Source organism: Bacillus cereus group sp. MYBK14-1, from assembly GCF_051916885.1.
Taxonomy (GTDB): domain Bacteria; phylum Bacillota; class Bacilli; order Bacillales; family Bacillaceae_G; genus Bacillus_A; species Bacillus_A cereus.
Map to the genome: position 1 here is coordinate 215,524 of NZ_JBQAHM010000003.1, position 24,014 is coordinate 239,537.

A 24,014-nucleotide genomic window follows, 5' to 3' on the forward strand; every position below is an offset into this window, starting at 1 on the left:
AGTCCTCCTCTCACGTTGTTACTCTTCGTTGTTTAAACGCCCTGTAATTGCTTCTTTAGCAACTTCACGATCATCGAAATGATGAACTTCTTTACCAATAATTTGATACGTTTCATGCCCCTTACCAGCAATAATAATGATATCATCTGCTTTCGCTTTAGCGATTGCATGGTGTATTGCTTCTTTTCTATCAATGATCATTTCATAATTTTTCCCGCTTGCACCATGTACCATATCATCTAAAATAGCCGCTGGATCTTCACTTCTTGGATTATCTGATGTATAAATTGCATGAGTTGCATATTTTGTTGCAACACTTGCCATTATCGGTCTCTTCGTTCGGTCCCTATCGCCACCACAACCAACGATACAATACACATCACCTTTTGCAAATTGTTTTGCAGTTTTTAATACATTTTCTAAACTATCTGGCGTATGTGCGTAATCAACAATAACTGTATAATTTTGCCCTCCATCAACAACTTCAAAACGTCCTGGAACCCCAGCTAAATCCTTTATAACAGCAATGATTGTTTCTAATTTCACACCCGAAACAAGTCCTGCTGCTGTTGCTGCAAGTACGTTATATACATTAAATTTACCTATTAATTTCATCGTAACATTTACACTTTCATATGGTGTGACAAGCGTAAATGTAGTCCCGCCACTCGTCATAACGATATTTTTTGCCATAATATCACTTGTTGTATCAATACCATATGTTACAACTGTTGCTGCAGTACTTCTCATATACTCTTCTGTTACATTATCATCGCTATTCAGCACAGCGTACTTTTCACGATTATGATTATAACTATTGCCAAGCTGTGCAAATAGTAACCCTTTTGCATGTTTATATTCTTCCATCGTTTTATGATAGTCTAAATGATCTTGTGTTAAATTCGTAAACACCGCTACATCGTAATCACATCCGTGTACACGACCAAGATTTAACGCATGTGACGAAACTTCCATTACCGTGCTGTCCACACCTTGTTCAACCATTTTTGAAAACGTCTGTTGAAGTGTTAGTGCATCTGGTGTTGTATTTTTCACCTCAAATGTTTCATCACCGATTTTCATATTAATCGTTCCAATTAGCCCTGTTTTATGACCATGTGCTCGCATAATCTCATCCATAATATGCGATGTTGTTGTCTTTCCATTTGTACCTGTAATTCCGATTAAATGTAACTTGTGTGTCGGTTGACCATAAAAATAATCAGCTAAAACCGCTAACGAACGAAAAGTATTTTTCACAAGTACAACTGGAACGTCAACATCAATTGGTCTTTCCGCAACAATAGCAGCCGCTCCTTGTGCCGCTGCTTGCTTAGCAAAATCATGGCTATCAACCGTATATCCTTTCATACATACAAATAAGCTTCCTTCTTTCACTTTACGTGAATCAGCTTCTATAGATGTGATTTCTGGATTTTCTTTTGGAACAACTGGAAAATCATGCAAACATGATACAAGTGTATGCAACTTCATTTCACTAAACCCTCTCTACATTGTTTATTTATCTTTTTTCAGTAAGCAACACATTACCTCCTATATAAGGAGGTAAGTGCTACTGACCTATTTATGAATGAGACACTTACTGTCTCAAATTAAGTAACTGTTCTATAAAGAACTCACTTCCACCAATTGTACCATAAAACGTACTATGTTACCTTTAATTCCCGAAGTAAATTCTAATTTTTGAGCCTTCTTTTACTTTAGCTCCCGCTTCTGGTGATTGTTTAATTACTTTCTCTCCATCTCCACTTATATCAAGCTTCAAATCGACGAGTTGTGTTTGTAAGTCTTTCTTTTTCATTCCAATTAAATTCGGAACTTCCACAGTTGGTGTATCGCCCCATTTATATTCTTTCTCAACTTGTTCTTTTCTCGGTTTCACTCCCATAACAGGAAGCGCATCTCGAAGGATATTCCCGACAATCGGAGCTGCTACCACTCCACCAAACTGTGTAACCCCTTTTGGATTATCAACAGCAACATACACAACAATCTCTGGATCATCCGCTGGAGCAAATCCGATAAAAGATACTATATAATTATTCTCTAAATATTTACCATCTTTCACCTTTTGAGCAGTACCCGTTTTTCCACCTACACGATATCCATCAATATAAGCACCTTTACCAGAACCTTTCGCTACAACATTCTCTAATGCATAACGAACTTTTTCTGAAGTTTCCTTGGAAATAACTTTTCTTTTCTCAACAGGTGTCTTTTTACTAACAACTTGATTATTTTTCGGATCAATAAACTCCTTAGCTATATACGGCTGATACAATGTTCCACCATTTACAGCCGCCGCTACAGCTGCTACTTGTTGAATCGGTGTAACAGAAACCCCTTGGCCGAATGAAGTTGTTGCTTGCTCTACTGGACCAACTTTATCTAAATTAAATAAAATCCCACTGCCTTCACCTTGCAAGTCAATTCCAGTCTTCTGCCCAAAACCAAAATTACGAATGTATTTAAATAATCGGTCTTTACCAAGGCGATCACCAAGTTCAATAAATCCCGGGTTACATGAGTTTTGAACGACTTCTAAAAACGTTTGACTGCCATGACCTCCTGCTTTCCAGCATTTCAATCTAGCTCCACCTACTTCAGCTGCTCCATCATCATAAAACGTATCCTTCTCTAAGTCTACTAAATTTTCATTCAATGCTGCAGCTAATGTAATGATCTTAAATGTTGAACCAGGCTCATACGTACTCCATACAGGTAGATTTCTGTTATACACTTCTGGAGAGACACTTTGAAAATCCGCTGGGTCAAAACTCGGTCGACTAGACATACCTAAAATTTCACCATTTTTAGGATTCATTGCAATCGCAATCATACCGTCAGGATTATAAGTTGACTCCGCAATATTCATTTCTCTTTCCATAATCCTTGTAATACGCGCATCGATTGTTAATCCTAAATTTAAACCAGCTTCTGGCTTTTTGAAATCATCACCAACATTAGGCATCCTTTGTCCTTTCGCATCTGCAAAAAAACGCACATGACCTTTGTCCCCATTTAGCTCTTTATCATAATATTTTTCTAGTCCCATAAGACCTTGGTTATCGCTACCTGCAAAACCTAATACATGTGATAAAAAGTTTCCAAATGGATAGTACCGGATAGAATCCTCTGCGATATACACGCCCTTCAAACTTAATCCTCGTACTTCTTTCGCTTTGTCATGTGATATTTTCCTTCCGCCTTTATCTAACCTTACAATCGATTCTTTTTTTGTAATCCTTTTATAAATCTCATCTTTTTCCACACCTAATACTGCAGCTAACTTCTCTGCAGTCTCTGCTGGTTTTTCAATTTGCCTCGGTACAACAAAGACAGTTGGAGCACTTTTATTCGTGGCAAGTTCCACACCATTTCGGTCTAAAATTTTCCCACGTTCGGGTTCAAAAGTAATATTACGACTCCATGAATCTTTCGCACGATCCGTTAACATATTCCCAAGAAAAAATTGCACATATCCAAGACGAATATCGATAATAGTGAAAATAAGTATACCTGATATAAGTATAAAAATAAGTCGTTTTCTAACTGTTACATTTGATACACGCATATCGGAACAAGCCTCCCTTACGCCTAGCTTGTTCCAATATATGCTTGTACTTATTTAATTAGAACTTATTCTCTTTTACCATTACGGCTTTTCTGCTTCTTGCTGTGGTTCGAGTGGCGGTACGAGTGTGACACCTAATTCTGTACCAGGTTGTAATAATGTTCCTTCCGCCACACTTTGTTCTGTTACGTATCCTGTACCAGAAGGTTTCAAGTTAAGCTGTAATGTCTTCGCTAAATTCATAACATCACGCAGTGCCCATCCTTGTATATTTGGCATTGTAGGCTTATCTCCTACCAAGAAGACTCGGTCGCCTTTTAATGTTTGTTCAGTCGCTTTTGGTACTTGTTGCTGTACTTTCCCTTCACCTAGTACGATTGGACGAAGTTTTGCTTTATCAATCGCTTTCCCCGCTTCAGCCATCGTTTTACCAGTTACATCTGGAACAGTAGTTTGTTGTTCTTTCAGATGTTTTTTCGGATCTTTCACTTCATTTGGCTTAATCTTTAAATACTCTAAACTATTTTTTGTTACATATTTAAAAATATCAGCTAAAGGTTGTGCGCCGTTCTCATCATCTTTTAATTTCGGCTGTTTAACAGCTACATACACGACAAGTTGTGGATCGTCCATTGGTGCCATACCTAAGAATGAGAATATATAATTCTGTCTTCCTGTCATATAGCCGCCTTTTCCATCCGGAATTTGCGCTGTACCTGTTTTACCACCAACTGAATATCCATCAATTTTATAAGCTGTCCCTGTACCTTTCGGAGATGTAACAACACGTTCTAATAACTGTCTTACTTGCGCTGCTGTTTCCTTTGTAACAGGTTTTCCTACTTCTTCTGGCTTATGTTCTAATTTTACTTTGTCTGTTATCGGATCTACAATTTTATCAATTGCATAAGGTTTCATCATTTTCCCATCATTTGCAATGGCCGTTGCAGCTTGTACAAGCTGAATTGGTGTTACAGTGGAACCTTGTCCAAAAGCTGTTGTCACTTGTTGTATTTGCTGATCAAATAAAATTGTATTCGATCCTTCACCTGATAAATCAATGTTCGTTTTTTCATCTAATCCAAAACTATGAATATATTTTCGGAAACGTTCTGGACCAAGTTTTTGATCTCCTAAAATTGCAAACGCTACGTTTGAAGAACGCTCTACCCCTTCATCAAACGTGATAGAGCCCCAACCAGCACCGCCATTATGATCTTTTATTTTCCTATTTCCGACTTGATATGTCCCGGATTGATAATAATCTTGTCCTTTGTACACACCTTCATTAATAGCTGCCGCTAACGTAAAAATTTTCATTGTTGATCCAGGTTCAAATGCATTGGCAATCGCGTCATTGAAGAAATATTTAATTTGGCGATCATTAGGGTCATAACTAGGTTTAGTAGACATCGCTAATATTTTCCCAGTTTTCGGATCTGCAACAATCCCTATTAAACTTTCTGGCTCATATTGCTTACTTGCTGCTTTCATCGCGTCTTCTAAATAACTTTGGACACGTTGATCAATTGTTAAATAAGCATTATCTCCATTTTTAGGTGCCTTTACATTAACTTTTCCCCCATCAAGGGACACACCTTTACGATCACCTGTATATGCTACTTCTCCGTTCGAAGCACTTAAGTATTTATCCAAGCTTTTCTCTATGCCAAATTGACCTACCGAGGTTCCATTCTCATTTGGTTTTGCATGACCTATAACGTAAGATGCAAAATCACCGTTTGGATACACCCTTGCATTTTCTGTAATAAAAGATATTCCCGGCAACTTCAACGCTTCTATTTGTTCCTTCTTTTCTTTCGTCAAATCCTTGCCTAACGTTCCAAATTCGACTTGACTTCTACCTTCCTTGTTTAAAGAAGCTAAAATATCCTCTTCGCCTTTTCCAAGTACTCCTGCAATTTTCTTTGCAGTATCTTCTTTATTCTCAACTGAGTTAGCACCTTTTAGTGCAGCTACCATTTTGTAAGAGTTTGCGTCTTGCGCTAACACATGACCGTTTTGATCATAAATGGTTCCTCGGTTCGCTTCAAGAACTCCTTTTTTACTATGCTTTTGTTTAGCAAGTGCATCTAAATCCTGATTATGAACGGTTCCTGTTGATTGTATGTAAAAAAATCGGGCTAATAACAGCAAAAAGAGCAGGAGGAAAAATATCATAAAATAACCTGCTCCCTTATTGGTATGAAATTTAGTCATATTCTTCTTCATCGTTCCTTCACACCTATTGCCTTATTTGAGGCCTTTCACATTATTCGCATTAATTTCTAGCCCATGTTTTTTTGCAACTTCAGCGATTCGTTCATAGCGACTTAACTTCTCTACTTCAGCTTGTAATTCTTGATTTTCTTTTTGCTGCTGTACAATTTTTTCTTCTATCGTCGCTGCTTCTACATTAACTTGATAAAGGCCTGCTTTATTTCCAATAAACGCGACACAGGCATACAATAAAAAGCCAATAAACGCTACATACAACAGTTTTTCGATTCTTGTAATTTTCGCTTTAACCTTCGGCTTAGCCATCTGCTGTGGGGGCGTTTGAATTTGCACCTCTTCTTGCGCTTGTTGTTTGTACTTTACAGCTAAATTAGTCATACCTCTCTCTCCCTTTTATCGTTTTTCAGCGATTCTCAACTTCGCAGAACGCGCACGATTATTTTCTTCTAGCTCTATATCAGAAGGTAAAATCGGTTTTCTTGTAATAAGCTTTAATTTCGGCTTAAATTCATCAGGAATAATCGGTAATCCTGGAGGCAATTGTGGCGTTGTACTATTTCGCTTAAACGTTGTTTTACAAATACGATCTTCTAATGAATGGAATGTTATAACACTAACCCTTCCACCTGGCTTAACCATCTCAATAGCAGATTCCAATGCTTCTTCAAATACTTTTAATTCATCGTTTACAGCTATACGAATTGCCTGAAACACTCGCTTAGCAGGATGCCCACCCGTTCTACGAGCAGGAGCCGGAATACCTTCTTTAATTAGCTCTACTAATTCTCCTGTCGTTTCAATAGCTTTATTCTCACGATAAGCTTCAATTTTTCTTGCAATTTGTTTTGAAAATTTCTCTTCACCGTATTGGAAGAAAATCCTTACAAGTTGTTCATATGACCAGCTATTTACAACATCGTACGCTGTTAATGGGGCATCTTGATCCATCCGCATATCTAGCGGTGCATCATGATGATAACTAAAGCCTCGTTCTGGTGTATCTAATTGTGGGGATGAAACACCTAAATCAAATAAAATACCGTCTACTTCTGTTATACCTATTTCCTGCAGTTTTTCAGCTAAATAACGGAAGTTACTCTTTACTGTTATAAACTGTTCACCGTATGAAGAGAACTTTTCTTTCGCGTTTTGAATCGCTATCTCATCTTGATCAAACGCTATTAATTTTCCACCTTCAGTTAATTGGGATAATAAATAAGAACTATGTCCTCCTCCCCCCAGTGTACAATCTACATATGTACCATCTGGCTTTATATCTAAGCCGTCTACTGTTTCCTTTAAAAGCACTGTTACGTGTTTAAACATTGTTGCACCTACTCTTTTTCCAATTAATTATGTTGAATGTATCCCTTCCTCTAAACACATATTTCACGCTTAGAGAATGAAATAATACGAAAGAACGACTCATTTAACTTACCAACAAAGGCAACATACTATACAAATCGCTATTTTCTTTTATTATATACTAAATTTTATCATCTTTTGCGGGAATTTAAATAAAAAACTGTCGAAAAAGCGAATAATACGTTTACATTTTGTGCTATTTTGTCATATATTTAAGTATCCAACACAATTGCCATATTTAACACTTTTTGATTGATAATTCAGAAAAAAATCACTTCACAGTAAATTCAACGGAATAAAAATAAAATCCTGCTCCAAAGAGCAAGATTTTATAGTTTTATAACATGATGTTTTCCGTCCCAAGAAAAAGGGTTTTCCATTACACGATCAACGAAATCCAAACCAAACTGATTTAAATAATAACATACATTCCACACACGTTCTTGCGGTGCACCTAATGGACGAAGTGCGAATTGTATACGGCGGAATTTATTTAGCTGAACCTCATACTTTTTCTCAACATTTCTTTTCAACATTCTTTCCAGCAGTTCAATTTGTTCATTAATTTTCAATTCGTTTTTCCCTGCAAACGCACCTAACCCTGGCTCTATTTTCTTTACAAATTGCTGTAAAGATGTATGAATATCGGCAATTTCTTTTTTCGCCTTTTCAAAATGATCATCAATCGGTTCCTCTATTTGATTAGACAACCAGTTTTCACGCAATTTATCGACATCATTTAAAAACGGATCACTTTCTCTCAATTGCAAATCAAATAAATCCGTCGCTATATCTCTCTCCACATAAGTAATTGTAAGACGAGGAACGACAGGTGGCATTTGAAAACCGACAGTATGGAATACTTGTTGTAATTCACTCCAATAAGCTAATTCTCCTGGACCTCCAATAAATGCGAGCGTAGGAAATACATACTCTTGCATAAGAGGACGTGTTACAACATTATTACTAAAACGTGCCGGATTTCTCTCCATCTCTTCAATCAACTCTTCGTATGAAAAGGAATGCGCCCCATCCTTTCCAACAAACTTACCTTGTTGATCTTCAAGCAATACTCGTTCATTATCTATTTCCATGAATATATGCACTGCATGAGACTTCGTTTCAATAATCGGTTTGTATCCTAGTTCTTTAATTACTTCTTGCTGATTACGAAGCCCCTCTTGTACCTCTTTATACTTACTTATAATTCGCTTGAAAAATGGAATTTCTAACTTTCTTAATTCAGGATGATGTGAATCAACAAGGATTAAACCAGAATTAGCAAAGATTTTCGTAATAAGATGAGCAAAGAAATCTACATACGTATTCGATTTTTTCAAAGCATCATCAACAAATTTTAATACATCCTTTGTAAAATTTGTTTCTGGGTATGTTTTAAAAATCTCTTCAATCCAATTTCTACAATCTTCAACAGAAAGTTCAGACTCAGAAGCACTCGCCTTTTTCGGATTACGGTCATAAAAAATAGTTTTTTTCATCTTTTTATTTTTCGCTACAAAAGTATGGTTAATCTCATCCATATCATGGTCTTCACCCGCAATCCAGAAGACAGGGACAACTTTAACTCCTAAACTTTCTTCCTTTTCCTTTGCAAGCTGTAAAATTGAAATAACTTTATGAATTGTATAAAGCGGTCCAGTTAATAACCCTGCTTGTTGTCCAGCTATAACAACATATGTATTTTCATCTCCAAGCGCTTTTACATTTTGAAGTGTAGATTCTCCCGCTTGTAATTTTGTATTATATTCTAATAAATGCGCTACTAAATCTTGGCGGAAAAACTCCCTTTCACGCAAATCATGTAAACGTTGTTTAAAAGCATCTTCTGTTAACATATAATCAAAACATGACTGTATCTCTTTTTTACCGTTCATATAGTCCGCTACAACACCTTGTTGCGGAACAGAGATTTCTTTTATCTCCATATAATTCTTCCTTTCGTATCCAGTTCTCTCACCAATCCACATTGTAGTCAATGTTTCACGTAAAAGCAAAGAATAACACTTATACTCTTGTTTCTAAACCTTTTATTGCATCGAACAAAAATTGAAGTGTCGGAACTGGTAGTTGCTGTTTCTTAGCTTCTTCTAATACATATCCAACAATCGCATTAATTTCCGTCTGTCTATTCGCTCTTACATCCGCTAACATAGAGGATGTATTACGAGACGTTCCTTCACACACATTTCGTACCATTTGCCATACCATTTCTTTTTCTCCTCTAATAAGAAATGCGACCTCCTGAAACACTTGCTCCATCATTTGATAAAAAAAACGATTCGTGATTAATTCACCATTCTTAACTCCCAATAGTGCTGTCAATGGATTGATACATACATTTACTACTAATTTTTTGTGCATAATCTCTTCCCAATCCGTTTCTATTTGAACTGGAAAATAAGTAACAGGAAAATAACGGAATATTTTCTTGAAATGTATAGATTGACCACAAACCACTCCAAATTTTGTTACCCCTATCCCAGTATGATGAACGATATGCCCTCCCTCTTTTTTCGCACCATGTTCTACAATACCAACAGCTATATTTTCACTCCCTATTTTCAGCATCTTTTGAAGATGCGACATTCCGTTTTGCAAAAAGATTAATGATGATGCCCCTTCCACAAACGGTAGTACGTCATCTATATGATATTGCTTCACAGAAATAAATATATAATCTAAATTTTGTGCTACCATACTTTCTATCGGTAAAACAGATGGATATACTGTTTCACATCTTCCATCTCTAATACAAGTTACACCTGTTTCATTCAACTCTTCAGCCTGCTTAGCCGTTCTTGTAAACAACGTAACATCTTGGTTACTTTTTTGTAAATAAAATGTATACAATAGACCAATAGCACCTGGTCCGACAATTCCAATTTTCATTTTCACACAAGGGATTCACATTAAGCGCCCTTGCCTCCCCTCCTTTTTATATCTTTTTAAAGTACATGAGCACGCCCTATAATTTCGTTGTCCTCTGTCAAACAAATACACTCTCTTTTTTCGCTATGTATAATACTGCCTATTAATACACTTATACTCTTAGTTTAGCAAATCCTCAAAAAAATAATAAAAGAAATATACTATCTTCTTCATAAAAATAAAAAAATGAGTTATAATATTATTGTAAATATTTTTACTTTTCTGCATTCAACAAGATAACAAAAGGATGTGATGTAATGGGATTCCCAAAAGTTGAGCGCTTGCTCATCAATTATAAAACGTTAGATGAATTCAAAAAATTTAAAGGGTGCGGAGCCCAGGAACTATCTATGCTGGAAGAATTGCAAGCAAACATTATTGAAAACGACAGTGAATCTCCATTTTATGGCATTTATTATGGTGGATCACTAATCGCACGTATGAGTCTATATATGAAAAGAAACGGCGGAGAACCATTCGAAATTACAGGTCCTTACCTAGAACTTTATAAACTTGAAGTATTACCAACTTTTCAAAAACAAGGATTCGGGCAAATGCTTGTAAATCATGCGAAACAAATGCAATTTCCTATTAAAACAATAGCACGTATTCATTCAGCTGGTTTTTGGGATAAATTAAATTTCAACCCCGTATCAGTAACTGATGGTGATTTTTATATTTGGCATCCAGAAACAAATTTGAATGCGGTTACAAACGAAGAATCGGCTTAAAAAATAAAAAAACAGCTGTATAACAGCTGTTTTTTATTTCTTAAGCTTCTCTAACTTCTCATTCGAGCGAGCATTGTTTCTTTCCGCTACCATTACACTTCTTTTTTGATCGATATAATCAAGTAATGTTCTATACTCTTCTTCATATACTGATAATCGCTCCAGAAGGCGCTCTCTTTCTGTTTGTAATGATTCAACTTGTTGTTGCAACACCGTTAAAGAGTTTTCATCTTTATAATTTTGCAAGAAATCAATAACATCATTCAACGTAATTGACGTAGGTTCTAACACCTTTGTCTCTTTCACTTCATAATGTTCTACTTTACGAAGTTGCTTTGCTTCCTCAATACGTTCTTTATATTGCTTTCTTACGTAAGAATTCCATCTAAACCCACATGCTGCTGGTGTACGAGATAAATTTTTTCCCACTTCCTTAAAGGCAGAAAGTTGTGTTCCACCTTCTCGAATATGCCGGAGTACTACTTCTGCCAGAAGCAAATCTTCATCATCAGTCCAAGCATCTTGTCTTGTTGTCGCCATCTCTCTAGTCCTCCCTATGCATTTTTTATTAAGCATATGCAGTTACTAGAAAAGATAGAATACAACAACTAAAGATTAAGACAAAAAAAAATAAACGCAGAAGATATCTTCTGCGTTTATTTTCCCGCAATTACTTGCTGATTACTTCTTTACCTTTGTAAGTACCGCATGCTTTACATACACGGTGAGCTAATTTCGCTTCACCACAGCTTGGGCACTCTACCATACCAGGTACTGATAATTTGAAATGCGTACGACGCTTTCTTTTTACTGTTTTAGAAGTTCTTCTAAAAGGTACAGCCATTCTTCCCACCTCCTTAAAAGAAATAGTTATTTTCATATGAAGGCCTGAACCAGTCTTCCGATTATTTGTCAAAAAACTTTGCAAGTCCTGCCAATCTTGGATCAACAGTCTTTTCTTTGTCTTCTTCCGAAATCACTTGCCAGTCTTGACCTTGCGTCGGTGCTCCACCAGAAACATCATCACTGAAAATTTGCATTGGAATCTCCAAAAGTATATTTTCCTTGATTACGGGCAGTAAGTCAAGTACTTCTCCTTCTAAAGAATGAATTTCAGCTTCAGTTTCAAATTCTTCTTGTGAAGTTTGGAACACCTCAGTTGTTTTAATGTCAAATGGTAATGTCACATCTACTAAAGAGCGAGAACATGGTAAAACCATGCTTCCAGTTATATGTAGATGAAACGTAAACTTACCGGAGCCAAAATCAACTCTTCCCGTTACATGAACAGGATTAATTTCACGAATATCTTTCTCGACCTCTTTTAGCTCACTTACATCTACCATCTCATCCAATGTCAATCCTTTATTTCTCAATTTATTCAATTGATGGATGGACCATTTCATATCATATCACCTCAAGGCAACAAACAAAATTATAGCTAGCCATTTTATATTTGTCAATGTTTTTTCTTTACACTATAATGAAGTCATCATAGTAAATAATATATAGAGTATCACGTTTTTCAAAAAGATGCTACATCGAAAGGAGAGATTACCATAAAAGCTGGTGGTATTGTTGTTGAATATAACCCTTTTCATAACGGTCATCTTTATCATGTGCAACAGACAAAAAAGTTAACACAATCCGATATAATAATTGCCGTTATGAGTGGTCCTTTTTTACAGCGTGGTGAGCCCGCACTCATTTCCAAATGGTATCGCACTAAAATGGCCTTAGCAAACGGCGTAGACCTTGTTGTAGAGCTTCCATACGTCTTTGCAACACAAAAGGCTGAAACCTTCGCAAATGGTGCTATTTCCATTTTAAATGCCCTACGTGTTTCCGAAATTTGTTTCGGTAGTGAGGATGGACAAATCGAAAATTTTTATAATACCATCTCCATACAAAAAAACGAAGAAGAGACTTTTAACTGCCTTGTAAAACAATTCATGGACGCTGGTAATAGTTATGCAAAAGCAACATCGGATGCTTTCTCACACATTTTAACATCTGAAAAAAACATAGATATGTCACAACCAAATAATATTTTAGGCTTCCAATATATGAAAGCAATTCTGTCACAAAATAGCTCTATACAAGCTCAAACTATAAAAAGATTTGCCTCTCATTATCATGATGAAACATTTAATGACCAACATATTGCAAGCGCGACAAGCATCCGAAAACAACTCTTTAGCGAAGAAGGATCATTTACAACAATTGAACCTTTTCTCCCACAGGCAACCACTTCGCTTTTAGCAAATTACAAACAAAACTACGGGATATTACATAATTGGGAACAATACTTTTCATTTTTTAAATATAGACTCATGACGATGTCTCCAGGGGACTTACGACATATATATGAAATAGAAGAAGGTTTAGAGCATCGTATTTTATCAAAAATACAAAACAGTTCCTCCTTCTATTCATTCATGGAAGCATTAAAAACAAAACGTTATACATGGACTAGATTACAAAGAGCTTGTACACACATTTTAACAAACACAACAAAAGAGGATATACGTAGCGCAAATATAGAACAACACGCACCATATATTCGCCTGCTAGGCATGTCACAAAAAGGACAAACTTACCTTTCAAAAAATAAGAAAAAAATCGAACTTCCAATCCTTACTCATACAAAAACATTCGACCATGCCGCTTTAGATATAGAGAAAAAAGCAAACTCTGTATATTTCTCCATCATGCACGAACCGTTACGCACACAACTATTAAAACAGGATATAACACACCATCCTATTCGCTATGATGAAACAACTACAAAATTCCTATAAAAAACCTCTCTATTTCAGAGAGGTTTTTTCCTTATCCATCTTTTCTAAATATGTTAACGCATCATCCAGCGTATCCACTGGTACAATTTTCATTTTTGTTTTAATATCCTTTGCAGTCTCAAGTGCATCTTTATAGTTCGATTTCTCCGCACCTTTTTCATTTGGCGCAAAGAACACTTCAGCCCCAGCATCGCTAGCAGCCACCACTTTTTGATTTATACCACCAATCGGGCCCACTTCTCCTTTTTCATTAATTGTACCTGTTCCAGCTATTTCATGTCCTTTCGTTAAGTCTTCTTCCACAAGTTGATTATATATTTCTAATGTGAACATTAAACCTGCGGATGGTCCACCAATTTCATGAGAATTAATTTTCACTTTCGGATCGACCACTAATTCTCTTTCCGTAACGATAGAAACACCTATACCGACACGTCCATTCCCATTAGGAATCGTCTTTACATTTAAATTCTCTTTCAATTGTTTTCCATTCCTCATGTACTCAATACTTACAGCATCATTTTCTTTTTTCCCTGTCATATATTCAATAAATTGCTCCGTCTTTTCAAATGTTTTTCCGTCAACAGCTATAATAACATCACCAAGCTTAAGCTTTCCTTCTGACGGCATTCCTTTTGCCACACCAGCAACTAATACACCTTTATTTTCAAAAGATACTGAGCGATTTGCACGTTTATATGCATTATAAATCGCTGCATTTTGTGAATCTTTCATCGCATAATTTTGGCGAAATTGATATTCTTCATCACTCTCACCTTTTTGCAATATTTCTTCCGCTTTCGAAATATGTGTATATTTATTAAACTGTGCCGCTATTAAATTCACCACATTTGCTGGTCCCATTGAAACCGTAACAAGCATAAAATCACCAGATTCTTTCGTTCCACCCTCAACTTGAACATAAGGCTCTAATTTGGCAGCCATTCCTGGTTTTGTTATATAATACGGTAAACGTACGTAAACAAGTAACATCGCCAATATAACCCCTATTAAGATTGCATATATAAACCGAAAACGCTTAAACATTATGTTTCTCCTTCCACTGCTCAATTAATAAATAAATATTTGAAATATGTTTTTCTGCTTCTACTTCTCCAACTCGAATAATGTCTTCAATGTTTGTAAAAGCACGTGAACTAAATTGCTCTACAGCTGGTCGCATCATTAAATCCGATGCAATTTGCCGATTCATTACAAGCTCATGCTGCATAATTTCAATACTTTGCATGATTACGTCATAAATGGACGTAACATCGCCATTTACCTTAATTGGAGATACATCAACAGCGATAACAATATCGGCCCCTAACTCTTTCACAACCGATACTGGGATGCGATCAATGACTCCACCATCCACTAATAATCTTCCATCTATTTTTTCTGGTACAAACACTCCAGGAACAGATATGCTAGCCCTCACCGCATCTGCAACTGGCCCACTTGTAAAAACCACTTTTTCCCCCTTCAATATGTCAGTAGCCACAACAGCCGTCGGGATATCTAACTCTTCTAAATTTTTATTATATGTAAACATTTTAATCATATCTTTGACACGTTTTCCAGCAATAAATCCCATTTTCGGTACCGTGAAATCTAAATAATACTTCCGCTTAAAAACAGATGCCAATTTATACAATCTTTCAACGTTACTACTTGCCGCATAAAACGTACCTATTAGCGCCCCCATACTACTTCCTGCAATCATGTGAATAGGGATACCCGCTTCCCTTAAAACCTTTATTACACCAATATGAGCAAACCCTTTCGCTCCTCCAGACCCAAGTGCTAAACCAATCTTTGGTTCTTTCATTTTTCTCACCCTTTAATTTTTTTCATTCCTTTTTCATACTTATGGTCTAAATTCACTACGTATCCACGTATACTGAAATGAACGTTTTTTGGGACAAAGGGGGATTTACTTACATGTATGAAAAATGGAAAACCGCTTTCCTTACCATATCAACGCTATTTTTAACCTTTTCTCTTGTACTCCACCCCCAAGCCGCTTTGCAAGCTTCTATTCGCGGGTTAAATATATGGTGGGAAGTTGTATTCCCTTCACTACTACCGTTTTTCATCATTGCGGAACTTCTAATTAGTATCGGTGTTGTAAAATTTATTGGCGTTATATTAGAACCACTCATGCGCCCACTTTTTCGCGTTCCAGGGATAGGCGGATTTGTTTGGGCGATGGGAATGGCTTCTGGTTTCCCTGCAGGCGCCAAATTAAGCGCTAGACTACGAAAAAGCAATCTTTTAACTCAGATTGAAGCGGAGCGCCTCGTTTCTTTCACAAATTCTTCTAATCCACTTTTTATTTTCGGTGCTGTGTCTATCGGTTTTTTTAATAATCCGAAATTAGGAATTATATTAGCCGCTGCCCATTATTTCAGTAACTTTGCTGTCGGATTAATTATGCGTTTTTACGGCGATAATACCGCTTACAAAATTAATACACACACTACAAAAAAACGTCGCTTTCAAAACCCTTTTTTAATCCTTCACGAGACACGCTTACAAGAAAAAAGACCAATTGGTAAATTACTTGGGGATGCCATTGTTTCTTCTATTCAAACATTACTTATGATTGGCGGATTTATTATTTTATTCTCTGTGTTAAATAAAATGATTACTGTATTTCACATTACAGCAGCTCTTTCTTTTATTATGCAACATATTTTATCATTCTTCCAACTAAGTACAGATTTTAGTATACCTATATTATCAGGTATTTTCGAAATGACACTCGGAAGCCAAATGATTAGTCAAATAAATGAAACACCGCTCTTACAACAAGCTATGGTAACAAGCTTCATTTTAGCATTTAGTGGTCTTTCTATTCAGGCACAAGTTGCTAGCATATTAGCTGAAACAGATATCCGATTTAAACCCTATTTTTTCGCACGAATTATTCAAAGTATTCTTGCCCCTATTTTTACATTTGTATTTTGGACACCATTTTATGAGAAAGTGAGTTCTTTCTCGCCTATACCAAAAGATATTCCTGTATTTTTATCCGAGCATCCTTCTATACTACATGAAATTTGGACATCTTTTATACATTATGGACCAATTTTCACATTATTTTGTCTATACTTATATGTTATTTTATTATTATTGCGCACATATAAAGAAAAACCCCGTTCACTTTAACGGGGTTTGAAACTTTTCTTTTAAAGCACGTTCTACAATAGGAGGTACAAGATCTACTACACTTCCTCCATACCTCGCAACTTCTTTTACAATACTCGAGCTTAAAAATGAATATTGATTGTTTGTCATAATAAAAAATGTTTCAATATTTTCATCTAATTTTCGATTCATAGAAGTAATTTGCATCTCATATTCAAAATCAGAAACTGCTCGTAAACCACGTAATATTGCATTTGCATTACGCATTTTTGCATACTCTACTAATAGCCCACTATGCGAATCTACTTTTACATTCGGGATATCCTTTGTCGCTTCTCGAATTAATTCTAATCGCTCTTCAACTGAAAAGAATGGTTTTTTTGATGAATTGTTTAAAACGACTACGTACACCTCATCAAATACTTTTGCTCCCCTTTTAATAATATCCAGATGCCCAAGGGTAATTGGATCAAAACTTCCTGAAGAAATAGCTATACTTGTCATTCTGTCCCCTCACCTTCATACTTATAAATCGATATTGCAGTAATCCCATAATTCTCAGCTCGTACTTTTACAAGCCTTCCTATTGAATTAGGTAAAACTACATCATTACCATGCTCTGCCATAATTAATCCATCACTATGTAGCAATCCATGTTGATCCATTATACTAATTAAAGATACAATTTTTTGCTCTTTATATGGAGGATCTATCAATATAAGATCGAATGACATTTCACGTTTTATTAGCGCCTTTACTGCACGTTCAGCATCATTTCGATATACTTCAGCTTGTTCCTGTACTCTACAACTTTCTAAATTTTGATGAATTACTTTTATCGCTTTACTATCCCGATCAACAAAAATTGCTTTATCAATCCCTCTGCTCAAAGCCTCAATTCCAAGACCACCACTACCACCAAATAAATCAAGGGCGATACCACCATCAAAATAAGGACCTATCATATTAAAAATAGATTCTTTTACTTTATCTGTCGTTGGACGTGTTGTATTACCAGGAACCGCTTTAAGTGGGTGTCCTTTACATTTTCCTGAAACTACTCTCATCTGTTGTCACTACCTTTATTTCAATCTATCGAGCGATTATAGAAAGCCATTCCCACTTCGGTAACCGTTAACAAACCACATTCACCTAACTATAGGAAAACTCGGCCTCAAATAACCTCTCGTTATTTTTATGTATTCATCTCATCATTCACTAATATGAACCCAATATGTATATTAGTTCCACTTTATCTTTTTTATCCTATCACAAAATAAAAAAAAGAAAAATAAAAAGCCCAACATAAAATTTAATTTCATTATGTATATCTTCATTTAGATTGGACATAAATAATTATAACAACATCACCTTCGATGTTGTTGCCAACCGCGGAGAAGACTTACGTTTCCCCATAAGTTCTTCCTCCGGTTTCTCCTCTCCCTTTGCCTTCTTACTAGTACATGCTAGTATAAGAAGGGCCCTGCTATGCAGGGTTTTTTTTCTTTGTGTGCTTTTCATTTAAAAAGTGAAATGGTACAGTAAAAGAAAGAGGAGGAAAAGATATGATTCAACGCTTTATAGAACTTGGAGAAGGCTACTCTGATTTATATGAATTACTTGAAATTGCCAAAACAAATCAAGAACGTATAGCACATATGTTACAATTTGAAACGATAAAAAACGATAAAAAAGTATGTTCGCTTGTTGTAATATTAAAACCAACTACTACTGGTGATTTCCAACCATTATACATATGTCGTGAAGGCATTCCTGTATTTGAAAATAAAAAAAGTAAACGTGTCATTTTATTTGAAGAAACGGCAGAACAACTCGGAAAAAAAGTGGCTACCTTTACTGTAAAACCATCTACAACTTTCCCAGAAAAAGAACTATTTTTTAATCATTTAATTGGTATTTTACGAATGAACAATTTCATTCCTCCGATGAAATAACACGTTATTTCAAGTGAAAAATCCCCGGCTAAATTTAGCCGGGGATTTTTTCTATTAGCTATAATCGTATTCTTTTGCTCGATCAGGACGCGAATTTTCAAATTCCGTTTTTAAATACGGGCGATACGACTGTTCTATCTTTTTCACAAAAGGAAGTTTGTTCAACTTATGCATCATATGCTCAATTTGTTCCATATCACAATATACTACAGCATATTTTAATCGTTTTGATATGTAATGTATGTTACCATATTTCCTTAAAATCTTGGCATGTTTCAATGAATGTAAATAAACAATCATACTTTGTCGTTGCCCGAACATAATCTTCTCCATCTTCTCCTTTTAAAAACATATATTTTATATTCTATGAAAACCAATCAGAAATTTATAACATTACAGGACAAACTCTGTATACGTTTTCTTCCAACTTCTAAAAAACGGGGTACATCACCCCGTTTTTTTACAACCACAACCTCCGCCAGTACCACAACCTCCACCACAGCCACCAGCATCAAAGAATGGATTTCCTGTTGGCACTTTAATGGAAGAAGACACTTCCGAACCGATTGCTACACTAACTTCGTCTAATAACTTCTGCAAAGCAGTTTCTGCTCTTTTAAAAGCTGCAACCTTATCATGTAAGTCCACAGAACGCTTTAATTCTCTCATTTTCATTGACACGGTAGTATAGTCAGGATGGTATTTTCCAAAACGCTGTACTTCCTCATACCGTTCTTTCATCGCTGTAAATTGCTGAATGAGCGTCTGAAGTTCCATATCTTCATGTAATTCTCTATAATACTTACGATAATCTTCTGCTATATCTGAACAGATAATCGCTTTTGCAAGCTGCTCTGCCTTATCTAATATTAATACGCTTTCTAGCGTCGCTACAATCATGAGAGACACCTCCGAGTATCCATCATACCACATTTAGATTAGAACTACTAATTGAAGTGACTTACTCAAAAGAAAGATATAATGAAACTATTTTTACACTATATCCGTACACACTTATACATTAATATGTTCCGCTATATTATATTTAAGAACATCCCACTTTCCACTATTTTGTTTCACATAACTAATACACGCATTTTTTAATGGTGTCTTAAATGTAATTTCATCTGGTTCAATAGCATGTAAAATCGCTTTTATCGCGTGTGAGTGAGCAACAATAATAATACGTTTGCCAAAATGAGTTGTCGCAACATCTTCTAAAGCAGCAAAGCAACGAGCTACAATCTCTTCATCTCGCTCCATACCTTCTACTTTACCTTCAGCAATCAACTCTCTAACAGCCGCAACCGGCTTCCCTGAAGCTTCTCCAAAATTCCGTTCAACAAATCGCTCATCTAATAAAATCGATTGTAATCCAACTGTCTTTGCAATTTCATTAGCCGTTTCTTGCGCTCTAATTAACGGGCTACTTATAATGATATCCCACGTTTCTTCTTGTAAAGCAGCTGCACTCTGACTCGCTTGCTTCTTACCAACTTCATTAAGCGGAATATCTTCTCGCCCCTGAATAATTTCTTGAAAATTCCAATCAGTTTGTCCATGTCGTACTAAACAAATTTCCGTCATGCTGCAACTCCTTTTTAAATAATCAACCTCTATTGTAACAAAAGTTCTGCATGACGGACATATTTTTCACTTCCAATTAGGTTGCATTTTGTTGCTTCATATACTGAAACATATCAATCATGATCGAAGCAACGGCCAATTGATTTTGAAACTTTTCCACTTTATCTGGTATTGTTTTTTTGAAATGTTGCATCGCCGCTAACTCAAAAGCCTCTTTTTCTTCAGGATTTCGTGTTAATTTTCTATACCAGTACGGTTGCTCTCTAATATAGCGAGATAAATCCTCATCAGCCTTTATAAACTCCATAATTTCTGCTCTCATCATCTTTCCCCCTAATCCTTTTGAAAGAAAAATGGGTTATTTTCTGAAGTACTTTGCTCTTGCTGCGTACGGTTACCTTGAAATTGCTGAATAACTTGTTGCACGCTCCCGATTGCACTCGTCACATTGGCTAAATGGTTCTGCATTTGTTCCACGTCCAACTTTTTAAAAAAAGAAAGCATTTGCCCCATCACATCAGCAGTTTTTTCCTCTTCAGTTCGATTATCTTTTTCTTTTTTATTTTCTTTTACCGAAGAAAACGCAGGCGCTCCATCCGGTCTATAAGTTGCCCATATTGGATCTTCTTCACCAAGTAAGTACCATTCTTCATAAAATTGTTGCCATGTTTTATGACCACTTCTAACCTCATGAACCATTTTAGGGTGATGGTTTACAAATTCTTTAAACTGTTGAACCGATGGATGTAACGGTCCTTTTGTTGTTGGCATAATCCTCACCTCTCCATGTATATCTACTATATAGTAAGAAAAAAAAGGCGCATGGTTCGCCTATTTTTAGACGATTCATGCACCTTTTTTTCTGCTATTTGCATACGGTCAGATTCCCACCTACAATTCAGTGAATACGAAGTAACTAATTTGGTGATGTTAACACCCCACCGCTTACAATTTCACTTTATTTTCGAATAAAGTTTTGTGTATAAAATTTATCGTATACACCAACACCTAATCCTGTAAATTGTTCATTTAATAAATTCTTTCTATGCCCCTCACTATTTAACCAACCTTGCACTGCCGCAATTCCATCACTATGTTGCGCCGCTATGTTCTCACCAGCAAGTTGAAATCCTACTTTCCCGCGCTGCAAACGATCTCCTAGTGTACCTAATGTAGGTGAGTCATGAGAAAAATAATTATTGTCTTTCATATCTTTACTGTGACCAACAGCAACATCTGCTGTTTCCTGATCCCATGTTAATAATGGTAATTTATGACGACTTCGAATGATATTTGTTAAATCAAAAATTTGTTGCATATTCCCATTTTCTACTTGTTTTATTTTTTCTGGAGTCAATGGTTGTTCTGCTATTAATTCACCTGAATAAACGAGCTGATACGGTCTTTGGCGTAATAAAGTTTCATCATCCATATAACGAACACCAATAAGCTCATGTGTAAATTGATCAAAATACAATTGCGCCCATCCATCTTCTACAGGTATTAATGGTTGTTCCATGACTTCGGTATCAGATAGCTCAAATTGATAACTATTTTTCCCTCTTTTTAATGAAATTTCATGCGAAAGCGGACTTTTTTTATATACTTCTTCATATTTTTCATTTATATAATAAGGTGGAACCTTAACTTGTTCACCAGCTGCGTATGCCGTTACAACTTTACGTTCAGAAACTCCAAATTGAACATACTGAGTTAAATCCTGGTTGTATACCCACCATTCATATCCGTATGCAGATGGCTCTATTCGAGAGGGTTCTCCCCACTTCGCTAATAAGTTTTCAGAGTCTTCACCAATCATATTTAAAACAGTGTCTGAGGAGTCTTCCTTAATTTGCTTTTTCTTTTTCACAATTTTATTTTCTTGCTTTGATTGAGATGGGGTTAATATATATTGTGAAACGAGTAATTTCCCGTATAAATCAACAGCTAAAATTAAAAATGTAATCATTACGATACGCAATAATTTCTTCAAACGATATACCTCCTGAACAAAACATAAAATTGAGATATACACAAATCCTTTTCTTTCTTTTTGTGTGTACCGTACTCTTTTCACTATATCATATTTTTGTGAAAAAAGTCTGGATTATCCCTTTTCTCTCAATATGAATTGCACTTTCTTATTATTCATACTATTATAAAAATAATGGTGTAACATTAAAAAAGGAGGTATTATATGCAATTTACAAATACGCAATTTAATGGAGCCGTCGTTGAATTAACTCTTTTAACTGAAATCATGGAAAACAACCACTTCGTACTTGCCGGACAGTGGGATTATGAGCGAGTTACATACGATTATAAATTTGAAATATTAAAGGATGTTTATTATTTACGAGTGCAAGGAGTTGCTGTTGAAGGTGACATTGGCAGTAGACACGCTGAAGTAAAACTACTTCCCCCCTTATTAGGAAAACATTATTATCCTCACGGCGTTGAATATGGTGATGATGAGACTTTCCCAACGAATGTACTTCAAAAAAGCGAACAACTCCTACAAAATGTCGAAAAAGAGTTAAAAGAATTTCAAATTATTGATTAACAAAAACAAGCGCATCAATATGATGCGCTTGTTTTATTTCCCTTCCCTAAGAATGAATCGTTTTTTTTACTGGATATCCATAAATAGATCCATCTTTTACTTTAATCTCATCTTCCCAAGGAACCTTATATTTACCTTCAGCTAAATCTTTTACAAACGTATATGGATTTTCTTTCACCCCACCAGGAGTTGCTACATATCCTCTTGAACCTAGATTATATATATTATTTTCCAATCCCCATCCTAATCTAGCCTGATCTGCTAGTTCTGGATATACTTCAGCAGTAACAATCTCCCAAGGATTTCGATGTCCCTGTACTAAAGTAGTCCCATCAAAATTACATACTTGTCCTTCACCAAAGTAATAAAATACGCCATCATAACCCGCTAAGTTTACCGACAATGTATACATTAAATTCTGCCATGCATTTGAACGATTGGTTAGCATCCATTGTTCACTAACTTGTGTACTATATCCAGAAATACGAATTAAGACATTTGCACCTTTATAGGCCGCTTCACGAGATACTTCAGGGAACATGCCATCATGACAAATACAAACAGCTAATTTACTTCCTCCAGGTCCATCACAAACAGGTAAGCCTAAATCTCCAGCTTTCCAAGGCTCGACTGGCACCCAAGGATTTAGCTTACGATACTTCAAAATCATTTCACCTTGTGGATCAATAATAACTGCTGTATTATATGGCTCTCCACCATCAGGATTTTTCTCCATTATTGAAAAAACACCATATACTTTAGATTCTTTACATGCCTCAGCAAATAAGTCTGTTTCTGGCCCAGGCACTGTGCATAAAAATTCTTCTGTAGTCCATTTTTTTGTATTGAGCCCTTGTGTACTATATTCAGGAAATACTATCAATTCTAAACCAGGGTAACCTGATTTGGTCGAATGAATTGTTTTTATGATTTGTTGAATTTGTTTATCAATGTCTGCACGCGATTCTACTACTGGTACTGGATATTGAATTAGTGCTGTCAAAAAACCACTAATCGGCTTTACCATACTTCCACTACTACCCATTTAAACTCCCCCTTAAAATAGTTCGTGTTTAT

General features: G+C 35.8%; 26 protein-coding genes. 5 read left to right on the forward strand and 21 right to left on the reverse strand.

Going from position 1 to position 24,014, the window contains the following annotated elements:
- Positions 1–18: 18 nt before the first annotated feature.
- The 7 genes from murE to panE all read right to left on the reverse strand — a co-directional run bounded on the left by murE (position 19) and on the right by panE (position 10,108).
- Positions 19–1,494 (reverse strand): UDP-N-acetylmuramoyl-L-alanyl-D-glutamate--2,6-diaminopimelate ligase, encoded by a 1,476-nt coding sequence (gene murE / locus ACTFR3_RS10645; RefSeq protein ID WP_000766320.1) that lies wholly within the window; start codon positions 1,492–1,494, stop codon positions 19–21.
- 184 nt (positions 1,495–1,678) lie between these two features.
- Entirely contained in the window at positions 1,679–3,595 is a 1,917-nt protein-coding gene (locus tag ACTFR3_RS10650; RefSeq protein WP_001266234.1) for a stage V sporulation protein D, read from the reverse strand.
- Between the two features lie 81 nt (positions 3,596–3,676).
- Entirely contained in the window at positions 3,677–5,827 is a 2,151-nt protein-coding gene (locus tag ACTFR3_RS10655; protein WP_000739960.1) for a penicillin-binding protein, read from the reverse strand.
- 21 nt (positions 5,828–5,848) lie between these two features.
- Positions 5,849–6,211, reverse strand: a complete 363-nt coding sequence (gene ftsL, locus ACTFR3_RS10660) for a cell division protein FtsL (RefSeq protein ID WP_000182804.1) — start codon at positions 6,209–6,211, stop codon at positions 5,849–5,851.
- 15 nt (positions 6,212–6,226) lie between these two features.
- Positions 6,227–7,159 (reverse strand): 16S rRNA (cytosine(1402)-N(4))-methyltransferase RsmH, encoded by a 933-nt coding sequence (gene rsmH / locus ACTFR3_RS10665; protein ID WP_000472508.1) that lies wholly within the window; start codon positions 7,157–7,159, stop codon positions 6,227–6,229.
- Positions 7,160–7,527: 368 nt separating this feature from the next.
- Complete coding sequence (gene bshC / locus ACTFR3_RS10670; RefSeq protein WP_016125157.1) at positions 7,528–9,144, reverse strand: bacillithiol biosynthesis cysteine-adding enzyme BshC; 1,617 nt, start codon at positions 9,142–9,144, stop codon at positions 7,528–7,530.
- 79 nt (positions 9,145–9,223) lie between these two features.
- Positions 9,224–10,108, reverse strand: coding sequence for a 2-dehydropantoate 2-reductase (gene panE, locus ACTFR3_RS10675; RefSeq protein WP_002182931.1), 885 nt, complete (start codon positions 10,106–10,108; stop codon positions 9,224–9,226).
- Positions 10,109–10,404: 296 nt separating this feature from the next.
- Between panE and ACTFR3_RS10680 the strand changes: the two genes are divergently transcribed.
- Complete coding sequence (locus ACTFR3_RS10680; protein ID WP_000506694.1) at positions 10,405–10,878, forward strand: N-acetyltransferase; 474 nt, start codon at positions 10,405–10,407, stop codon at positions 10,876–10,878.
- Between the two features lie 33 nt (positions 10,879–10,911).
- Here the strand turns inward: ACTFR3_RS10680 and ACTFR3_RS10685 are convergent, their stop codons facing one another.
- The 3 genes from ACTFR3_RS10685 to ACTFR3_RS10695 form a co-directional block, all read right to left on the reverse strand.
- The gene (locus ACTFR3_RS10685; RefSeq protein WP_000246467.1) at positions 10,912–11,418 is read right to left on the reverse strand and encodes an RsfA family transcriptional regulator; all 507 of its coding nucleotides are present in this window, start codon (positions 11,416–11,418) and stop codon (positions 10,912–10,914) included.
- Positions 11,419–11,548: 130 nt separating this feature from the next.
- On the reverse strand, positions 11,549–11,722 hold the full coding sequence (gene rpmF, locus ACTFR3_RS10690; protein ID WP_001984764.1) for a 50S ribosomal protein L32: 174 nt from the start codon (positions 11,720–11,722) through the stop codon (positions 11,549–11,551).
- Between the two features lie 61 nt (positions 11,723–11,783).
- On the reverse strand, positions 11,784–12,284 hold the full coding sequence (locus ACTFR3_RS10695) for a YceD family protein (protein ID WP_000872149.1): 501 nt from the start codon (positions 12,282–12,284) through the stop codon (positions 11,784–11,786).
- 213 nt (positions 12,285–12,497) lie between these two features.
- Between ACTFR3_RS10695 and ACTFR3_RS10700 the strand changes: the two genes are divergently transcribed.
- Positions 12,498–13,679, forward strand: coding sequence for a nucleotidyltransferase (locus ACTFR3_RS10700; RefSeq protein ID WP_002182932.1), 1,182 nt, complete (start codon positions 12,498–12,500; stop codon positions 13,677–13,679).
- Between the two features lie 9 nt (positions 13,680–13,688).
- Here the strand turns inward: ACTFR3_RS10700 and ACTFR3_RS10705 are convergent, their stop codons facing one another.
- Both ACTFR3_RS10705 and ACTFR3_RS10710 read right to left on the reverse strand, forming a co-directional pair.
- Entirely contained in the window at positions 13,689–14,726 is a 1,038-nt protein-coding gene (locus tag ACTFR3_RS10705) for a SepM family pheromone-processing serine protease (protein WP_000476280.1), read from the reverse strand.
- Positions 14,719–15,510, reverse strand: coding sequence for a patatin-like phospholipase family protein (locus ACTFR3_RS10710; RefSeq protein WP_000662588.1), 792 nt, complete (start codon positions 15,508–15,510; stop codon positions 14,719–14,721). Before ACTFR3_RS10710 ends, ACTFR3_RS10705 begins: the two co-directional genes overlap by 8 nt.
- A gap of 113 nt (positions 15,511–15,623) precedes the next feature.
- Here ACTFR3_RS10710 and ylbJ point away from each other — a divergent pair, with 113 nt between their 5' ends.
- A complete protein-coding gene (gene ylbJ / locus ACTFR3_RS10715; RefSeq protein WP_440044412.1) occupies positions 15,624–16,853 on the forward strand; it encodes a sporulation integral membrane protein YlbJ in 1,230 nt (409 codons plus the stop codon).
- Here the strand turns inward: ylbJ and coaD are convergent.
- Positions 16,845–17,336 carry a pantetheine-phosphate adenylyltransferase gene (gene coaD, locus ACTFR3_RS10720; RefSeq protein ID WP_000200601.1) on the reverse strand — a complete coding sequence of 164 codons (492 nt, stop codon included), beginning with the start codon at positions 17,334–17,336 and terminating at the stop codon, positions 16,845–16,847. The genes ylbJ and coaD overlap by 9 nt on opposite strands.
- Complete coding sequence (rsmD, locus tag ACTFR3_RS10725; protein ID WP_001266978.1) at positions 17,333–17,899, reverse strand: 16S rRNA (guanine(966)-N(2))-methyltransferase RsmD; 567 nt, start codon at positions 17,897–17,899, stop codon at positions 17,333–17,335. Before rsmD ends, coaD begins: the two co-directional genes overlap by 4 nt.
- A gap of 498 nt (positions 17,900–18,397) precedes the next feature.
- Between rsmD and ACTFR3_RS10730 the strand changes: the two genes are divergently transcribed.
- Entirely contained in the window at positions 18,398–18,787 is a 390-nt protein-coding gene (locus tag ACTFR3_RS10730) for a DUF7147 family protein (protein ID WP_000616017.1), read from the forward strand.
- A gap of 54 nt (positions 18,788–18,841) precedes the next feature.
- Here the strand turns inward: ACTFR3_RS10730 and ACTFR3_RS10735 are convergent, their stop codons facing one another.
- From ACTFR3_RS10735 to ACTFR3_RS10760, 6 genes are all read right to left on the reverse strand, one after another.
- Positions 18,842–19,108: a YlbG family protein gene (locus ACTFR3_RS10735; RefSeq protein ID WP_002082261.1), complete on the reverse strand. Its 267-nt coding sequence runs from the start codon at positions 19,106–19,108 to the stop codon at positions 18,842–18,844.
- A 126-nt stretch (positions 19,109–19,234) separates the two neighbouring features.
- Positions 19,235–19,687 carry a YlbF family regulator gene (locus ACTFR3_RS10740; protein WP_000634366.1) on the reverse strand — a complete coding sequence of 151 codons (453 nt, stop codon included), beginning with the start codon at positions 19,685–19,687 and terminating at the stop codon, positions 19,235–19,237.
- 114 nt (positions 19,688–19,801) lie between these two features.
- Positions 19,802–20,374, reverse strand: a complete 573-nt coding sequence (locus ACTFR3_RS10745; RefSeq protein WP_000134946.1) for a histidine phosphatase family protein — start codon at positions 20,372–20,374, stop codon at positions 19,802–19,804.
- 76 nt (positions 20,375–20,450) lie between these two features.
- Positions 20,451–20,696 carry a YlbE-like family protein gene (locus ACTFR3_RS10750; RefSeq protein ID WP_001200990.1) on the reverse strand — a complete coding sequence of 82 codons (246 nt, stop codon included), beginning with the start codon at positions 20,694–20,696 and terminating at the stop codon, positions 20,451–20,453.
- A gap of 11 nt (positions 20,697–20,707) precedes the next feature.
- A complete protein-coding gene (locus ACTFR3_RS10755; protein WP_001143346.1) occupies positions 20,708–21,145 on the reverse strand; it encodes a YlbD family protein in 438 nt (145 codons plus the stop codon).
- 187 nt (positions 21,146–21,332) lie between these two features.
- Positions 21,333–22,367, reverse strand: a complete 1,035-nt coding sequence (locus tag ACTFR3_RS10760) for a CAP domain-containing protein (protein WP_000735375.1) — start codon at positions 22,365–22,367, stop codon at positions 21,333–21,335.
- Between the two features lie 204 nt (positions 22,368–22,571).
- Here ACTFR3_RS10760 and ACTFR3_RS10765 point away from each other — a divergent pair, with 204 nt between their 5' ends.
- Positions 22,572–22,937 carry a YugN family protein gene (locus ACTFR3_RS10765; RefSeq protein WP_001160952.1) on the forward strand — a complete coding sequence of 122 codons (366 nt, stop codon included), beginning with the start codon at positions 22,572–22,574 and terminating at the stop codon, positions 22,935–22,937.
- 46 nt (positions 22,938–22,983) lie between these two features.
- Here ACTFR3_RS10765 and ACTFR3_RS10770 read toward each other — a convergent pair whose 3' ends face one another.
- Positions 22,984–23,982, reverse strand: coding sequence for a formamidase (locus ACTFR3_RS10770; RefSeq protein WP_048538886.1), 999 nt, complete (start codon positions 23,980–23,982; stop codon positions 22,984–22,986).
- Positions 23,983–24,014: the final 32 nt, after the last annotated feature.

Excerpts from the sequence above, each read along its gene's own strand:
- murE (WP_000766320.1), bottom strand. The coding sequence starts at position 1,494 with ATGAAGTTGCATACACTTGTATCATGTTTGCATGATTTTCCAGTTGTT.
- ACTFR3_RS10650 (WP_001266234.1), bottom strand. The coding sequence starts at position 3,595 with ATGCGTGTATCAAATGTAACAGTTAGAAAACGACTTATTTTTATACTT.
- ACTFR3_RS10655 (WP_000739960.1), bottom strand. The coding sequence starts at position 5,827 with ATGAAGAAGAATATGACTAAATTTCATACCAATAAGGGAGCAGGTTAT.
- ftsL (WP_000182804.1), bottom strand. The coding sequence starts at position 6,211 with ATGACTAATTTAGCTGTAAAGTACAAACAACAAGCGCAAGAAGAGGTG.
- rsmH (WP_000472508.1), bottom strand. The coding sequence starts at position 7,159 with ATGTTTAAACACGTAACAGTGCTTTTAAAGGAAACAGTAGACGGCTTA.
- bshC (WP_016125157.1), bottom strand. The coding sequence starts at position 9,144 with ATGGAGATAAAAGAAATCTCTGTTCCGCAACAAGGTGTTGTAGCGGAC.
- panE (WP_002182931.1), bottom strand. The coding sequence starts at position 10,108 with ATGAAAATTGGAATTGTCGGACCAGGTGCTATTGGTCTATTGTATACA.
- ACTFR3_RS10680 (WP_000506694.1), top strand. The coding sequence starts at position 10,405 with ATGGGATTCCCAAAAGTTGAGCGCTTGCTCATCAATTATAAAACGTTA.
- ACTFR3_RS10685 (WP_000246467.1), bottom strand. The coding sequence starts at position 11,418 with ATGGCGACAACAAGACAAGATGCTTGGACTGATGATGAAGATTTGCTT.
- rpmF (WP_001984764.1), bottom strand. The coding sequence starts at position 11,722 with ATGGCTGTACCTTTTAGAAGAACTTCTAAAACAGTAAAAAGAAAGCGT.
- ACTFR3_RS10695 (WP_000872149.1), bottom strand. The coding sequence starts at position 12,284 with ATGAAATGGTCCATCCATCAATTGAATAAATTGAGAAATAAAGGATTG.
- ACTFR3_RS10705 (WP_000476280.1), bottom strand. The coding sequence starts at position 14,726 with ATGTTTAAGCGTTTTCGGTTTATATATGCAATCTTAATAGGGGTTATA.
- ACTFR3_RS10710 (WP_000662588.1), bottom strand. The coding sequence starts at position 15,510 with ATGAAAGAACCAAAGATTGGTTTAGCACTTGGGTCTGGAGGAGCGAAA.
- ylbJ (WP_440044412.1), top strand. The coding sequence starts at position 15,624 with ATGTATGAAAAATGGAAAACCGCTTTCCTTACCATATCAACGCTATTT.
- coaD (WP_000200601.1), bottom strand. The coding sequence starts at position 17,336 with ATGACAAGTATAGCTATTTCTTCAGGAAGTTTTGATCCAATTACCCTT.
- rsmD (WP_001266978.1), bottom strand. The coding sequence starts at position 17,899 with ATGAGAGTAGTTTCAGGAAAATGTAAAGGACACCCACTTAAAGCGGTT.
- ACTFR3_RS10730 (WP_000616017.1), top strand. The coding sequence starts at position 18,398 with ATGATTCAACGCTTTATAGAACTTGGAGAAGGCTACTCTGATTTATAT.
- ACTFR3_RS10735 (WP_002082261.1), bottom strand. The coding sequence starts at position 19,108 with ATGTTCGGGCAACGACAAAGTATGATTGTTTATTTACATTCATTGAAA.
- ACTFR3_RS10740 (WP_000634366.1), bottom strand. The coding sequence starts at position 19,687 with ATGATTGTAGCGACGCTAGAAAGCGTATTAATATTAGATAAGGCAGAG.
- ACTFR3_RS10745 (WP_000134946.1), bottom strand. The coding sequence starts at position 20,374 with ATGACGGAAATTTGTTTAGTACGACATGGACAAACTGATTGGAATTTT.
- ACTFR3_RS10750 (WP_001200990.1), bottom strand. The coding sequence starts at position 20,696 with ATGAGAGCAGAAATTATGGAGTTTATAAAGGCTGATGAGGATTTATCT.
- ACTFR3_RS10755 (WP_001143346.1), bottom strand. The coding sequence starts at position 21,145 with ATGCCAACAACAAAAGGACCGTTACATCCATCGGTTCAACAGTTTAAA.
- ACTFR3_RS10765 (WP_001160952.1), top strand. The coding sequence starts at position 22,572 with ATGCAATTTACAAATACGCAATTTAATGGAGCCGTCGTTGAATTAACT.
- ACTFR3_RS10770 (WP_048538886.1), bottom strand. The coding sequence starts at position 23,982 with ATGGGTAGTAGTGGAAGTATGGTAAAGCCGATTAGTGGTTTTTTGACA.